Consider the following 15,948-nt stretch of genomic DNA (forward strand, 5'->3'; position numbering starts at 1 on the left):
AATAGATGGATAAGAATACAGTAATCGGATTCGTGTTGATAGGAGTAGTGTTGTTTCTGTTTACCTGGCTGAACCGGCCCTCGCCCGAGCAGCTGGAAGCACAACAACGTTATCGGGACTCAATAGCCCTGATTGAGAGTGCGCAAAGAATGGAACAACAAGTGCTGGAAAGCCGGAAAATGCAGGAAGAACAGTCATTGGAAACGCTGCCGGACTCACTGAAGGAGGTTCAGCTTCAAAATACATTCGGTGCCTTTGCCGCTGCTATAAACGGGACAGAAGAATCCATCCAACTGGAAAATGAGAAATTGGAAATCCGCCTGTCTTCCAAAGGTGGACGCCTGGAATATGCCAGACTGAAAGAGTATGTTACCCACGATTCCTTACCTCTTGTTTTATTTCAGGGAAAAGAATCCAGGCTTGATTTTACTCTGGTAACAGCTACTAACCGGGTTATCAATACGTCAGAACTGTATTTTACCCCCATAAAGGGCAATACGCCGAATAGCGTTACGATGCGCCTGAATGTAGAAGGAGGCGCTTATCTGGACTTTATCTACACCTTGCGTCCGGATGATTACATGCTCGATTATACCATTCAGGGACATGGCTTAAATGGCCTCCTGTCGCCCAGTACCAATACACTTGATATGCTTTGGGAACAGGATATCCGCCAACAGGAAAAAGGACGTAAATACGAAGACCAGCATACGGCTTTATACTACAGATTTATGACGAATGATGTAGAGAAGCTGAGTGAAGTAAAGGATCAGAGCGAGAAGGTATCGAACCGCCTGAAATGGGTGGCCTACAAAGACAAGTTCTTTGCTTCGGTATTGATATCCAAAGATGGTTTTGAGGCTACAACACTTGACTCCAAACTGTTTACAACCACCACCAACTATCTGAAACATTTCAAAACCCTTACGGCTATACCCTTTGATTTGCAAGGAAAAGAGCCTACAGAGCTTACTTATTACCTGGGCCCTACGCATTATGCCATGTTGAAATCGTATGACAAGGGAGTAGCTTCCGGAGAAGAGCTGGATCTGGAAAGACTGGTGCCGATGGGTGGTAGCGTATTCCGCTTTTTAAATAAGTATTTTATCATCCCAATCTTTGACTTCTTAGGCAAGTTCTTCTCAAATTACGGTTTACTTATTTTCTTGCTGACATTGATCGTGAAACTGGTACTATTCCCGCTTACCTATAAGTCTTATATGTCATCAGCCAAGATGCGTGTATTGCGTCCGCAGGTGGAAGCAATCAATGCGAAGTATCCCGGACAGGAAAAGGCAATGGAGCGTCAGAAAGCAACGATGGACCTGTACAGCAAAGCCGGAGCCAGCCCGATGAGCGGGTGTTTGCCTATGCTGCTTCAGTTCCCGATTCTGGTAGCCTTGTATAACTTCTTCCCGTCGGCTATCGAACTCAGACAGGAGAGCTTCCTATGGGCAAAGGACTTATCTACGTATGATGCTGTATTCAGTTGGAATACCTATATCCCGATTATTTCAACTTATTTTGGCAACCATATCAGTCTATTCTGTTTGTTGATGACACTTGTAAACGTAGTATATACCAAGTTCAACATGGAAATGACCAATACCGGACAACAGCAGATGCCGGGTATGAAGATGATGATGTATATGATGCCTCTGATGTTCCTAGTGTTCTTTAACCAGAGTCCGGCAGCTTTGAGCTATTACTTCCTGGTATCTACCTTGATAACGATTGGTCAAACTCTTTCTTTCCGCTTTCTTATCAACGAAGAAAAGCTACTGGCCAAGCTGGAAGAAAATAAAAAGAAACCTAAGAAGAAATCAGGCTTTATGAAACGCTTGGAAGAGGCTCAAAAGCAACAACAGGAAGTCTTGAAAAAGCAACAACAGCAGCAACGGAAAAAGAAATAAAAAAGCTGTAATAAAGATTTAACAAAGAGGCATGCCCGAAAATGGTATGCCTCTTTTTATTTTGTTAGTTATAAATGAATTATGACTTACTTTTCTCTAAAAGGGTATAAAATGTTGCCTTCTTTTCTTTAACATATGATACAATTTTGAAAGTTAAAAATACTTTTTTTGGGTTTAGAAACAAAACAGACCCCTTTCCTTTACATTCTCTATCCCACCTTCATTTAACGAATATTTATTTTTGGACTATATTTTGTTAATAACCCAAAAAATGAAAAACAGGTGTTAGCCTAATATTATTGCAAACTATTTATCAACTTAAATCAACTCTTTATGGACGAAAGAAGTCGTACATTTTCTTTGCGAAAATTACCCTTAAAGCTAATGCAAGTGGTAATTGTATCGGCCTTCCTGCTCGTGAATTGCCTCCCGGCAATGGCGCAGACAGGCGTTAGGGTATCAGGTGTGGTAACTTCGGATGCCGACGGAATGCCTCTTATTGGGGTGAACGTGGTACAACGTGGTACTACCAACGGTACAGTTACCGATTTTGATGGTAAGTTTGAATTAACAGTTCCTGTTAATTCTCAACTTGACTTTTCTTACATTGGTTATATTAACCAGCAGATTACTGTATCTGCAGGTCGTAACCAATACAATGTGGTATTAAAGGAAGACTCTCAATCACTAGACGAAGTAGTGGTAGTAGGGTATGGTGTTCAGAAAAAGAAACTCGTTACCGGAGCTACTGTACAAGTGGGTGGTGACGACATCAAGAAGCTGAGTACAACTTCGGTTCTGGGCGCGTTGCAAAGCCAGACTCCCGGGGTAAACATTACTCAGAGTTCCGGACAGCCGGGTGAAGGTTTTAAAGTAAACATTCGTGGTATCGGTACCATTGGTGACTCTTCTCCTTTATATGTAGTAGACGGTGTTTCCGGAGGTGATATTAATTTGATCAACCCTTCTGATATTGAGTCTATCGATGTGTTGAAAGATGCGGCTTCAGCTGCTATCTACGGATCACGTGGTGCTAATGGGGTTATCCTTATCACTACAAAGAAAGGAAAAGCCGGAAAAGTTCAGTTGAGCTATGACGGTTTTTGGGGTGTGCAGAACGTGTATAGAATGCCGGATCTGCTGACTGCAAAAGAATACATGGCTATTCAGGACGAAACCCGTTACAATGAAGGAAACGGTACCTATGATTGGTCAAGCATTATTCCGAAGTATATATTAGATAAAGTCGAAGCTGGTTGGGAAGGTACTAACTGGGTAGATGAATTCCGTAATAAAAATGCTGTAACTCAGAATCATGCCATTGCTTTAACAGGTGGTAGTGATGTTTCTAAGTTCTCAATGGGATTATCTTATTCTTCACAGGAAGGTATATTTGGTAAGCCGCAAGCTCCTCACTTTGATCGTTATACAGCCCGCTTGAACTCTGAACATGTATTGTTGAAAGGCAAAGGTTATGATATTGTAACAATCGGTGAAAATTTATTATTCAGCCACCATACCAAAACAGGCCAGGGAATTGGTGATATGTATTGGAATGACCTTCACAACATGCTTGTTGGTAATCCCTTATTGCCTGTATATAACAGCGAGGGCGATTATTATATGCAATCTGATAAAGTTGATGAAGGATGGTTGCTTCAAGGATCTATCGGTAATCCTCTTGCTGATTACGCATTGAGCTCGCGCAGATACAATTACTCAAGAAACTTCCAGTTACGTTCCAGTGCCTTTATCGATATACAGCCGATCAAGAATTTGCGTTTCAGATCTTTGTTTGGTTACAACAGAAATTCAGGAAGCTATCGTTCGTATAATGGTGCGCGTCATATATCGTCAACAACTAATGTAACGATGGATGAAATCGGACAAAGTGGTTGGGCAGGATATGATATCTCCTGGACTAATACATTAAACTATATCTTTACAATAGATCAGCAACATTCATTTGATGTATTATTGGGACATGAAATGCTGAAATCAGGTATGGGAGAAGGTAATAATGCTACGGTAAGACGTTCTCGTTTCCCCGGATCCTTTAAGCATGCTTATCTGACAAATACAACTCCTACTACTTTTGATGATTACAAAGAAGTGAAGGGTGCTCCCTGGGCAATGGGAAGAGCTGTTTCCTTCTTTGGTCGTGCCAGCTATAACTTCAAAGAAACATACATGGCTACTGTTACCTTCCGTGCCGATGGTTCTTCACAGTTTGCCAGAGGAAATCGTTGGGGATATTTTCCATCTGTTTCTGCAGGTTGGGTAATTACCAATGAAAACTTTATGGAATCACTACGCGACGGCGGACTTGATTTCTTCAAGCTTCGTGCCAGTTGGGGACAAAACGGTAACAACCGTATTGATGCCTTCCAGTATCTGTCTACTGTTGCAATGGATGGAAAGAATGCCTACTATTTTGGTGAGTCTAAAGAAACGCCTACACAAGGTGCTTATGCTGATATCTTACCGAATCCTGATGTAACATGGGAAACGTCTGAAACAATAGACGTTGGTTTTGATGCTATGTTCCTAAACTCACGTTTAGGGGTTAACTTCGACTGGTATCAGAGAAATACAAAAGACTGGTTGGTAAAAGCGCCTATGTTGTCTTCGTATGGTACAGGTGCTCCTTTTATTAATGGTGGCGATATCCGTAACCAGGGGGTTGAATTAGCCCTTAATTGGAACGACCGTATTGGCAGTGATTTCTATTATGGAGTGAACTTCAATGTAGCATATAATAAAAATGAAGTAACCCGTATTGCCAACTCTGAAGAGATTATTCACGGACCGGGTAATATCTTGAGTCAGGGAACAACAGAAATGTATCGTGTAGAAGTAGGTAAGCCTATCGGTTATTTCTGGGGATATAAAACAGCAGGTGTTTTCCAGAATCAGGCAGAAGTTGATGCGTATCGTGCATCCGGTAAAGGTATCTTGGATACGGCTCAGCCGGGTGACCTGATCTTTGTTGATACAGACGATAATGGAGTTATTACAGATGCCGACAAAGTAATGATTGGTGATCCTCGTCCGGATTGGACAGGTGGTCTTACTTTGACTTTGGGCTATAAAGGATTTGACTTTGGTATGACAGCCGTAGGTATGTTCGGACATCAGATTGCCAAATCGTATCGTTCATTTGCAGATAGCCCGTTGAATCAATATACAACAGATATCTTTGGACGTTGGCATGGTGAAGGTACATCTAATAAATTGCCTCGCTTAACATCTGGTAGCCATACAAACTGGCAGTATATCTCCGATATTTATATTGAAGATGCTGACTTTGTACGTATGCAGAATATCACATTGGGATATGACTTTAAGAAATTATTCCCCAATATGCCTTTAGGACAAGCCCGTATATATGTAACTGCTCAGAACTTATTTACGATTACAGGTTATTCGGGTATGGATCCGGAAGTAGGAGCCAGTGCTAACGACGATTATAAATGGGGATCAGGTGTAGACTTAGGTTTCTATCCAAGTCCTCGCACATATTTAATTGGAGTAAATCTTAAATTTTAACAGAAAGCGATGAATATGAAAAAAATATTATTTTTATTGGCAGCTGCATTGCTTTGTGTGAGCTGCGAGGATTTTCTGGATACAGAAAACCTAACAAAGAAGGATACCACAAACTTTCCTAAGTCGGCAACCGATGCCGAACAAATGATCTCCGGTATCTATTCTACCTTAAATACAGCTATATCTAATACGGACAGGAATTATTACTTCGTTTCCGAATTAGCATCAGATGATCGCTTCGGAGGAGGTGGAGAAAACGATAAATCCATGCAGGCAAGTGATAAGCTGATGAATTCTGAACCGGATATGTATAACTCTTTTTGGTCTGCACGTTATAAAGGTATCAACCGGGCGAATATGTCATTGGAAACCTTGGATAATTGCGAGGTAGATGCGGCTACATTAAACAAGTATAAAGGCGAATCTCATTATCTGAGAGCTTTCTTTTATCATGAATTAGCAGAAATGTTTGGCGAAGTACCTTTGCTGTTAACTACTGTGGCGATGAATATACCGAGAACAAATATCGATTTGATTTACGGACAGATAGCCTATGATTTGAAACAGGCCATTACATTGTTGCCAGCTACTAAGTATAATACCGTTGAATCAGGACATGCTACCAAATGGGCTGCAGAAGCCTTGATGGCTCGTGTATTCTTGTTCTATACAGGTTTCTATGGTAAAGCAGATATGCCTTTGGGCGATGGAACAGGAGAAGCTAATGCAGGTTCAATTACCAAACAAGAAGTAATTAGCTGGATTGATGACTGTGTGGCAAACAGCGGACATGGACTAATCAATGATTTCAGAAGAATCTGGGCTTATTCTAACCAGTATACAGCTCCGGATTATGATTATGTAAAGGATTTAGCAGATGCTGGAAATACCTGGGTTGTTGATGGTACAGGTAATCAGGAACATGTATTTGTAATAAAATGTTCTAAAATGGCCGATTGGGGTACTATCTCCGGTTATGCCAACCTATATGTGTTATTCTCCGGTATGCGTGGCGAAAACGGTACTGAAAAGACTTTCCCCTTCGGAGTGGGTTGGGGAGGCGGACCGGTAACCCCGAACTTATGGGAAGACTGGGTGAAAGCCGAACCGAACGATATGCGCCGCGAAGCTTCTATTGTAAATGTAACAACAGATTATCCTGAATATAAATGGGGTAGTGACAGCCAGGTGGAAGATGCCGGATACTGGACAAAGAAGTTTACTCCTATCCGGGCTTACGACAGTGATGGTACATTGATGAATACATTTGCTTCTTTGCAGTGGAATATACCTTCCGATGACTATCAGTTAGGACATGCCCAAGATCACCCTGTCATTCGTTTTGCCGATGTGTTACTGATGCAATCCGAGTTGAAAGGAGATGCTGAAGGTCTGAATAAAGTGCGTGCGCGTGCAGGTCTGCCGGCAAAAGCCTATTCTTTGGATGCTCTGAAGAACGAAAGACGCTTTGAATTGGCCTTTGAAGGACGTCGTTGGGCGGATATCCGTCGTTGGGGAGATGCTCCTGCAGCACTGGCTAAACAGCAAGGTGTATCTATCAAGAACAGAGGCGTAGATGATGTAATGAGGGCTTTTGGTGGCGGTTATGCCAAACGATATGAGGAAACAAAAGGTTTCTTCCCGTTAGCCAAATCGGAACTAGACCTATCGGAAGGTGTATTGGAGCAAAATGCAGGTTGGGGAATTTCAAATGCAGAATATCCAGGATGGTAATACAGAAGTATAATCTTTTAAAAATTGAACAAGTATGAATAAATCAATTATATATTCTCTTTTGATAGGATTGGTGCTTTTTGTAGCCTGCGACCCTGTTGAAAGTAGAGATGAAATGACAGGAGCTATTACTGCAGAACAACTGAATGTAACTGCTACACCTCTTGTGGTAGATGGCGTAAGGTCTAATAAAATTATTTTAGAGAATCATAGCCCTGTGTTGTCCCATTGGGATTACGGGATGGGAGCTACTTCCAAAGCATACGATGAAGTATTGGTGTCTGCCGTAGGTGATATGGTGGTTACTTTCACCGGACGTAACGGTGATGGAACAACTATTACCAAAGAACTTCCTATTAATGTAGAAGCCATTGTGTTTGAAGTAGTAGGAATGGATAAATTCATTGGTGATGGTTCTAAGACCTGGGTATGGGACGAATGGACGAACGAGCGTGACTTTGGAGGTCCGGGCGTTTACCCGTATGGTATTGGCGGCTCAGTGGCTGATAAATCTCCGGCTTGGTGGGGCTTGTTGCATGGTTCATTTGACGAAAGTGATGCCACTATGACCTTTGCCTTAGACGGCGGAGCAGTCTTCACGAAAACTTTGGGAGACGGTACAAAACAGAAAGGTACTTTCTCATTCAATATGAATAAGAAAATTGAAGATTGGTCACAAGGTATCCTTACCTTAAAAGGTGCAACGATTCCGCATCCGCAATCTATGAATGGCGGCGGAGGTGATGCTACCGAATTCTATATCTTAGTATTGGAAGACGACCAATTGGTATTGTCTACTGTTACCGGTAATGAAATACTTGAAGATGTTACACCATGGAGCCACGAAGTAAATATCTGGATGTTCCGTCCAGAAGGCTATACTGCTTTTGATGTAACGGAGCAAATGGCTACTTTAACTGGAGGTTCAGAGAGAACTTGGACATGGACTGGTAGCGATGGTTGGGGTAACAATGGTGTTGATGCTAATGGTCCCGGATGGTGGATAGTAAAGACACCCGATATTGACGGGCAGGCACCAGGTGAAGGTGAAGGTGCATCTATGGTATTTAGTAATGACGGAAAGATGGTTAAGCATAAAAATACAGGTGAATCAATAGAAGGTACCTTTAGTATCGGCTCTCCTCTTTCTGAAAAATGGGGTGTTGGAACACTTAAAACCAAAGATGTAACTGTTCTTTGCGGTGTAGCCGGAAATAATCAGGATCAAGGTTACGAAGACGGAAGAATGCCAGTATACCAATATGGTATTATAGAACTTACCGATAGTAAGATGGTATTAGGCTTTAATAATCCAAGCGGCAACGAAGGTTGGTATTGGATCTTTACTCCTAAAGAATAACTGAAAATGTGTGTTTAAAAAGTCAGGTCAGAAATGGCCTGGCTTTTTTTAATTCATATTAAAGCCTGTTTATATATCGTATGTGACAATAAGCAGGAGGTTGTAAAAATCGCACCCATACGTTTGACCAAACGCATGCATGCAAATTCAAAATCGCATGGGTGTAATTTGTGAAAAGGATGGGTGCGATTTTTTAGTTTGTTTAATTGATTGATATTTAATAAAATGTAAATATTTTGTTGTTGATCTCTGAAAATGGAGAAAAATACAATAAGGTATAGGTGTATCAAAAGGCTATTTTATTTTCTTTGATACTCGATTGTGTGGAAATAAAAGATTAAATTTACAGACTATAAAACACTGATCTTTACTTACTGTATTTTTAGAACGAGATGAAAAGACTGATTATACTATTTGTTTTTTGTTCTTGTATCATGGCTTGCCATGAAAAGGAGGAGCATTTGACAATTGACGGTACGTTGCGCACAGATCGTAGCTTTGACGGAGAAATACTATACCTGATGCCGATGAGTGGAGCTACGCCTGAGAATAGGGATTCGGCTATTGTAAAAGATGGACGGTTTACTTTCTATAGAAAGGTTGATTCTACAGATGTGTGTATCATTAGGGCAAAGAATTTTGCACAATCTTACTTTCTTCAACCCTTGTTGGTTGTTACCGAACCGGGAGTATTAGAGGTAAGGCTTGATTCTGCCAGTTATGCCAAAGGTACACCCCTGAATGATATTCTTCAGGAGTGGAAAGAATATAAATTCTTGCTGGATAAGGAAGAATATACCTTGCGGCAGCAAATCCGTAAAGCCAAAGGGGCGGATAAGGCAGAATTAGAAAGACAATTGGTGAAACAGAAAGACAAAATTTCGGATTATAATTATACTTTTGTGAAGAAAAATATCAAGAACCCTGTAGGGCAGTTTGTTTATAAGCAAATGAAAATATTATTAACGCCGGAACAAATTCAAGAGCTGGAACATAAGGATAATGCAGACAAGAGATGAAATATGGACACAGATATTAGTAGCTGTTATATTTATTATCGGCTGTTTTTCTTTTTTTCAGTTCCTTCTCCCATACCATTTGTTTTTTAAGGAACAAACACAACTATTTCTCTTAACTACAGAGTATTTCATATCCTATTTTAGTAAACCGGCCTGGCTGGCTTGTTATATGGGTGATTTTCTTACCCAGTTCTATTATCTGAGGGGTGGGGGTGCTGCGGTACTGACTCTTGTATTGCTGATTGAGTGGTGGTTGTTTATGCAGGTGTTAAGACAATTTCGCCTGAAAAAGGGAATCCCTTTCCTGGCCTTAATCCCGGTGTTTATAGAGTGTTTGCTGCATTGTGAATTGCATTATTCACTTTCTGTGTCGGTAGCCTTTATACTGGTTTTGTCTACTTTCTTACTCTACACAAGAATTAAGCATACATGGGGGGCATTGGTGTTTGGTGTCATAAGCTTACCTTTGCTTTATATAATAGCTGGCATTCCTTTTTTTCTGTTTTCCCCCTTGGTAATAATCTATGAAATCAGTGAAAGAAAAATACGTTTGTTCTATTGGTTACTGTTAATTCTGATTATGGTATTCTTTCCTTTCATTATGAAACCGCTTTATCTGTTAACAACCAAACAAGCCTATCAATATCCACTCAGTAGTTTGAAAATAAACGGTCTGAATCTTAAAAGAGAAAAAATCCTGGCTTTAGCTTCAGAATCTTATTTTGAGAATTGGAAAGGAGTAAACGAATTAATAGATGCAGAGCAACTTCCTTCTAATGCCGTAGCTACGTATTATACCAATATCGCCTTATCCAGAGAGGGAAAATTAGCCGATAAATTGCTGGACTATTATCAACCTTTCTCCCAAGGCTTATTCTTGCAAGTCGGACCAACTTCAAACTGGATGGATATCTTTTTCAGTAGTGATGTCTTTTTCCATGTAGGAGACATGAATATGGCACAGCATTCGGCTATGCTTGGCATGATCTTTTCGCCCCATAACAGAAGCTCGCGTATGGTAAAACGGCTGTCAGAGATTAATCTGGTGAATAGCGATACAACAGCCACCCGTAAGTATTTACGTCTGTTGGAAGCCACCTGGTTCCATCGGAAATGGGCTTTGGAACATGAAAAAATGCTGAGCGGCAATATAGAAGACTACCCCTGGCTACAGGCGAAGCGCTCACAAATCCCGAACAGGGATATAATCCGTATGTCGTCTGATTATCCAACGATCCTGAACCTGTTACTGGAAAGTAATCCAGACAACAGGAGAGCTTTGGACTATCTATTGTGCTTTTATCTATTAAATAAAGATATTCAATCCTTTAGTCAGGCGTATGACAAATGGTGCAAGGGGAAAGAAATACACCTGCCCAAGGCCTATAGTGAAGCCTTATTGATTAAACTGGCTATGACAAAAGCAACTCAGAAAGAAAGAAAGGAATATGGCATATCGGATGAGGTAGCGAATGCTTTTGCAGAATATACCGCTACTTATGAAGGTTCGGGTGGTAATTTGGAGCCGTTACGCGAACGCTTTGGTAAGACATACTGGTTTTATTTCCACTTTGCGCGGATGAAAGGTAGGAGTGGGGAATGAAGAATGATAAATGAAGAATGGGAAAGATAAATACATATCTGTTTTTGCTTGTTAGTTGTATACTCCTGGCAGGGTGCGGACATTCGGGAAATGTTACGGTAAGTGAAGAACTACCGCCTGTATATCCCGACTATACGAATGTAAGCATCCCCTATAATATAGCTCCTCTTAACTTCCTGCTGCGTAACAAGCCGGGAGTTGTAGAGATAAAACTGAAAGGTAAAACAAAAGAGCTGCTGATACGTGACAGCTATAAAGTACAGTTTGCCCAGGATACCTGGAAATCCTTGATGGAAGCCGAGAAAGGCAATACTATTAAGGTGCAGATTACGGCTAAGGTTGGCGGGGAGTGGATTCAATATGCTCCTTTCCATTGGCATGTAGTATCGGAAGCTATTGATCCTTACCTGAGTTACCGCCTGATAGAACCGGGCTATGAAGTATGGAATAAAATTCAGCTAAGGGAACGGAATTTGGAGAATTTCAACGAACGGGTGATAGCTGATAACAACCTGACAGACAATTCTTGTATGAACTGCCATACGTATGGCAACCAGGATCCGAACCTCTCTTTTTTTCATCTGAGAGGGGCAACAGGCGGAACCATCCTTAACCGAAACGGACAGCTACGGAAACTGACTACAAAAGCAAATGAACTGTTAGCTTCGCTTGTCTATGGCAACTTCCATCCATCCGGACGCTATGGTGTCTTTTCTTCCAATATTATTCTGCCGGCTTTCCATACGTATAAGAGTGAACGTCTGGAGGTGTATGATACGGAGTCTGAGCTGTATGTACTTGACTTTGACAAAAACCGGATCATCCCGTTACCGGAGGATACGATACCCGAAAAGCCATTCCGCACCTTCCCGGTATTCTCGGCCAATGGTACATCTGTTTATTATTGTGAGGCACCCCGCGTGTCTTTACCAGATAGCATTCATCAACTGATGTATAGTTTGCACAGGATAGACTTTGATGCGGCAAGCTGTACATTTGGGAGTAGGGTCGATACCTTGTTCTCAGCTTCTGAGGAAGGCAAATCCATCTGCCATCTTAAAACCTCGCCCGACGGAAAGTATATCATGTATACCATTGCTGATTATGGGACCTTCCCCATCTGGCACAGGGAAACAGACTTACAAATGATAGACCTCAATACCGGAGAAATCAATGAACTACAGGCTGTTAATGCTACATGTTCGGACACATACCATAGCTGGTCGTCTGACAGCCGCTGGTTTGTATTTGCCAGCAAACGAGACGACGGACTATATGGCAAACCCTACTTTAGTTATATTGATGAGCAAGGGGTGGCACACAAGCCTTTTGTCTTGCCGCAACGCGATCCGGCTTTTTATGATTATACTCTGAAGTCGTTTAATATCCCCGAACTGTCCAAAGGAAAACTGCCCTTTGATGCCCTGGATATCGAACGAATGTATTGGCATACAGAAGCTGATACAATGAGACTCATGACACATTAATTGTTCTACAGCATGAAGAATAAACAAATGCGATATGCCAGTTGGAGTCTTTCTTTGCTTTTTGCTTTGGGAGCCTTTGTCTTCTTTGCCGGATATTATTGTTACCATTTGGTATATCAGGAACAGTTTCAGCTGTTTATGTTTTCTTTCGATTATTTGGCGCAGACCACTCATAAACCCGGAGGCTTTGCCGAATATATCAGCCGTTTCCTGGTTCAGTATTTCTATACACCCTGGTTGGGAGGGCTTATCATTACCCTTTTGTTAAGCATTATGCAGCGGCAGGTACTTTCTATCTCATTGAAGGTTGCAGATAAACCGGCTTATATCCCTCTCACATTCATTCCCTCCCTTTTCTATTGGTTTCTGTTGTGTGACGAGCATTACATGGTGGCCGGAATTGTTGCTTTAGTCTTGGTCTTAGCTGCTGTGCAGATGTATAACACAATCCGTCCGGCAGTTTTGCGGATCGTCTATGTTTTGCTGATGATCCCCTTATTGTATCTTCTGGCAGGCGGAACTTGTATTGTGTTTGCCCTGTTATGTGTATTGTTGGAGATCTTAAAGAAAGAGATAGATACAAGAAAAATACTGTTTTTTGTAGTAGGATGTATTTTGTTGATGCTGTGTGCTCCTTTAGTAGCTAAAGCCATACTGCCGCAATACCCTTTGTCTAAACTTTGGGTTGGTGTGGATTATTATCGTCTTCAGCAATTATTTCCAAGTACGATATGGTTTCTTTGGATATTGATTGTTTGTATTCCGCTTTTTTTCCGTTTGTTACCGGATGTGCAAAAGACGAAACACTCTTTTATCTGGATAGGCATACAAATCGTATTGCTGGTGTTGCTTAGTGGATACGGTATATCTCTTAGGGCAGACTGGCAGAAAGAAGAAGTTATGGCTTACGACTACCTAATACGCAAACAGCGATGGGCTGAGGTTGTGGAGATGGCAGATAAAAAGGCACCTTCAACCCCTCTTTCCGTAGCCTTCTTGAATCTGGCCTTGTGCAAACAAGGTTTAATGGCTGACAAGATGTTTCATTACTACCAGAACGGTTCAGAAGGCTTATTGCCCACTTTTATCCGTGACTTTGCCATGCCTATGATGGCCGGAGAAATATACTATCATACAGGCTTTGTGAATACGGCACAGCGCTTTGCCTTTGAGGCTATGGAAGGTATACCCGATTTCCAAAAGAGTGGGAGAGCTGTTAAACGACTGGCAGAAACCAATATAATCAACGGAGAATATACGGTAGCTGTCAAATACCTCCGTATGCTTCAGCAAACTGTATATTATAAGCGATGGGCTACACAGGCTTTGGCTGTCATTCAAGATGAAAACGAAATAGAGTTGATACCCGAATGGGCAGAGCTGCGCAGATATCGCACAAAGACAGATTTCCTGTTTAGCGAAGAGGAAAAAGACCAGATGTTGGGTATATTGCTCCAGCAGGATTATACCAACCGGATTGCCTATGAATACCTGATGGCTTACTGCTTGCTGACTAAGGATTTGTCAAGCTTTTTTAATTATTATCCTTTAGGAAAAGAGATTCAATACCGGCAGATACCCAAAAGCTATCAGGAAGCCTTGATTTATCTTTGGGGATTGACAAACAAAGATCTGTCTGCCATTCCTTATCTGATACATCCGGAGGTTATGCAGCGAGTACAGGAGTATGGAAAGATTTATGCCACTTACCAGAAATCCGAACCTATGCTTGGAACGCAGTTTTCGGATACTTATTGGTTCTATTTACATTTCAGAAAATAAGCTTATGAAACTGTTGAAAGATTATTGCTTATATATATGTATTGTTTCCTTCTTATTTGTGCAATTTAGTTGTAAAGAAGAAGTATCATCTCCGCAAGTAAAACATGAGCTACCTGCCATATTTCCTGATTATACGGAAGTAACGATTCCGCCTTCCATCGCTCCCCTGAATTTTAAGGTAGAAGGTATATATACTAAAATAGATGCTGTAATAGAAGGTAATACCTCTGGCTCACTCCATGTGCAAGGCGATGATTTTATAGCAATAAAGCCCAAAGCCTGGAAGCAATTACTGGCAGATAATATAGGAGGAAGCCTGAAAGTTACAGTATCAGTGAAGCATGTCGACGGTTGGGTACAATATGATCCGTTCAATATCTATATTAGTACCTATCCTATTGATTATGGTTTGACATACCGCTTGATAGCACCCGGTTATGAGGTGTATAGCAAGATGGGAATTTATCAACGAAACTTGTCTGATTTTACTCAGACAGCACTGCTGGAGAATACCTTAATACCGGGTAACTGCATGAACTGCCATTCGTTTTGTATGGCAAACCCTGAGAAGATGAGTTTGCATATCCGGGGTGAGTATGGGGCAACTTTATTGCTGAATGACGGTGAGGCAAGCCTTTTGAATACAAAGACAGATCAAACAATTTCATCCTGTGTATATCCTTATTGGCATCCATCCGGAAAGTATATCGCTTATTCAGTGAATGATACCAAACAGGTTTTTCATGAGGTAAAAGATGAGAGGGTAGAGGTACTTGACCTGAAATCAGACATCGTAGTCTACCATATAGAAACAAATCAGCTGTTTTCCACTCCTCTTCTGAAATCGGAAAATGCGTTTGAAACGTATCCCTCTTTTTCTCCGGACGGGCGTACGATGTACTTTTGTACTGCAGATGTAAAACCTTTGCCTGAAGAATATCAGCAGTTGAGATATAGTTTGTGTAGTATTGCTTTTAATCCTGAAACGGGTACATTTGGCAATCAGGTAGATACCTTGGTTTCTGCTGCTAAATCAGGTAAAAGTGTTTCACACCCGCGTCCATCTTATGATGGAAAGTACCTGATGTACACTTTGGCGGATTATGGAAACTTTCTTGTCTGGCACAAGGAAGCAGACCTTTGGCTATTGGACTTGGCAACTGGTGAAACACGTGAACTATCTGAGGTAAACAGTAAAGATGCCGATAGCTATCACTGCTGGAGCAGTAACAGCCGCTGGTTTGTCTTTGGAAGTAGGCGCATAGATGGTTTATATACACATCCCTATATCGCATCTGTAAGAGAAGACGGAAGTATCACCAAACCCTTTTTGCTGCCTCAGGAAACGCCCTTATACTATGAAGCATCCTTGTACTCATTTAATGTGCCGGAGTTTATCACTGAGCCGGTAAAAATGAATATATCTGAAGTGGAAAGTAAACTGCTTTCCAAAGAAAGAAAACAAATGATTTACAGATAAATAATAGAAATGGATAAAGGT

General features: G+C 41.2%; 9 protein-coding genes. All 9 read left to right on the forward strand.

Features of this window, described 5'->3' with window-relative positions:
• Positions 1 to 5: 5 nt before the first annotated feature.
• The 9 genes from yidC (at position 6) to M2470_RS05355 (ending at position 15,927) form a co-directional block, all read left to right on the forward strand.
• On the forward strand, positions 6 to 1,913 hold the full coding sequence (gene yidC / locus M2470_RS05315) for a membrane protein insertase YidC (RefSeq protein ID WP_280744003.1): 1,908 nt from the start codon (positions 6 to 8) through the stop codon (positions 1,911 to 1,913).
• Positions 1,914 to 2,246: 333 nt separating this feature from the next.
• Positions 2,247 to 5,462, forward strand: a complete 3,216-nt coding sequence (locus M2470_RS05320; RefSeq protein WP_280744004.1) for a TonB-dependent receptor — start codon at positions 2,247 to 2,249, stop codon at positions 5,460 to 5,462.
• Between the two features lie 15 nt (positions 5,463 to 5,477).
• On the forward strand, positions 5,478 to 7,196 hold the full coding sequence (locus M2470_RS05325) for a RagB/SusD family nutrient uptake outer membrane protein (RefSeq protein WP_280744005.1): 1,719 nt from the start codon (positions 5,478 to 5,480) through the stop codon (positions 7,194 to 7,196).
• 34 nt (positions 7,197 to 7,230) lie between these two features.
• Positions 7,231 to 8,556, forward strand: a complete 1,326-nt coding sequence (locus tag M2470_RS05330; RefSeq protein ID WP_280744006.1) for a hypothetical protein — start codon at positions 7,231 to 7,233, stop codon at positions 8,554 to 8,556.
• Positions 8,557 to 8,948: 392 nt separating this feature from the next.
• A complete protein-coding gene (locus tag M2470_RS05335; protein WP_280744007.1) occupies positions 8,949 to 9,575 on the forward strand; it encodes a DUF4369 domain-containing protein in 627 nt (208 codons plus the stop codon).
• Positions 9,559 to 11,178 (forward strand): DUF6057 family protein, encoded by a 1,620-nt coding sequence (locus M2470_RS05340; protein WP_280744008.1) that lies wholly within the window; start codon positions 9,559 to 9,561, stop codon positions 11,176 to 11,178. The genes M2470_RS05335 and M2470_RS05340 overlap by 17 nt, the downstream gene beginning before the upstream one ends.
• A 17-nt stretch (positions 11,179 to 11,195) precedes the next feature.
• The gene (locus tag M2470_RS05345) at positions 11,196 to 12,665 is read left to right on the forward strand and encodes a hypothetical protein (RefSeq protein WP_280744009.1); all 1,470 of its coding nucleotides are present in this window, start codon (positions 11,196 to 11,198) and stop codon (positions 12,663 to 12,665) included.
• Between the two features lie 12 nt (positions 12,666 to 12,677).
• Positions 12,678 to 14,447 (forward strand): DUF6057 family protein, encoded by a 1,770-nt coding sequence (locus M2470_RS05350; RefSeq protein ID WP_280744010.1) that lies wholly within the window; start codon positions 12,678 to 12,680, stop codon positions 14,445 to 14,447.
• A gap of 4 nt (positions 14,448 to 14,451) precedes the next feature.
• A complete protein-coding gene (locus tag M2470_RS05355; RefSeq protein ID WP_280744011.1) occupies positions 14,452 to 15,927 on the forward strand; it encodes a hypothetical protein in 1,476 nt (491 codons plus the stop codon).
• Positions 15,928 to 15,948: the final 21 nt, after the last annotated feature.

It is taken from the genome of Parabacteroides sp. PH5-46 (genome assembly GCF_029892785.1).
In the GTDB taxonomy this organism is placed as follows: Bacteria; Bacteroidota; Bacteroidia; order Bacteroidales; family Tannerellaceae; genus DFXE01.

Bases quoted from the DNA above. Each gene is read 5' to 3' on its own strand.
- M2470_RS05330 (WP_280744006.1), top strand. From the start codon at position 7,231: ATGAATAAATCAATTATATATTCTCTTTTGATAGGATTGGTGCTTTTT.
- M2470_RS05355 (WP_280744011.1), top strand. From the start codon at position 14,452: ATGAAACTGTTGAAAGATTATTGCTTATATATATGTATTGTTTCCTTC.
- M2470_RS05325 (WP_280744005.1), top strand. From the start codon at position 5,478: ATGAAAAAAATATTATTTTTATTGGCAGCTGCATTGCTTTGTGTGAGC.
- yidC (WP_280744003.1), top strand. From the start codon at position 6: ATGGATAAGAATACAGTAATCGGATTCGTGTTGATAGGAGTAGTGTTG.
- M2470_RS05350 (WP_280744010.1), top strand. From the start codon at position 12,678: ATGAAGAATAAACAAATGCGATATGCCAGTTGGAGTCTTTCTTTGCTT.
- M2470_RS05320 (WP_280744004.1), top strand. From the start codon at position 2,247: ATGGACGAAAGAAGTCGTACATTTTCTTTGCGAAAATTACCCTTAAAG.
- M2470_RS05340 (WP_280744008.1), top strand. From the start codon at position 9,559: ATGCAGACAAGAGATGAAATATGGACACAGATATTAGTAGCTGTTATA.
- M2470_RS05345 (WP_280744009.1), top strand. From the start codon at position 11,196: ATGGGAAAGATAAATACATATCTGTTTTTGCTTGTTAGTTGTATACTC.
- M2470_RS05335 (WP_280744007.1), top strand. From the start codon at position 8,949: ATGAAAAGACTGATTATACTATTTGTTTTTTGTTCTTGTATCATGGCT.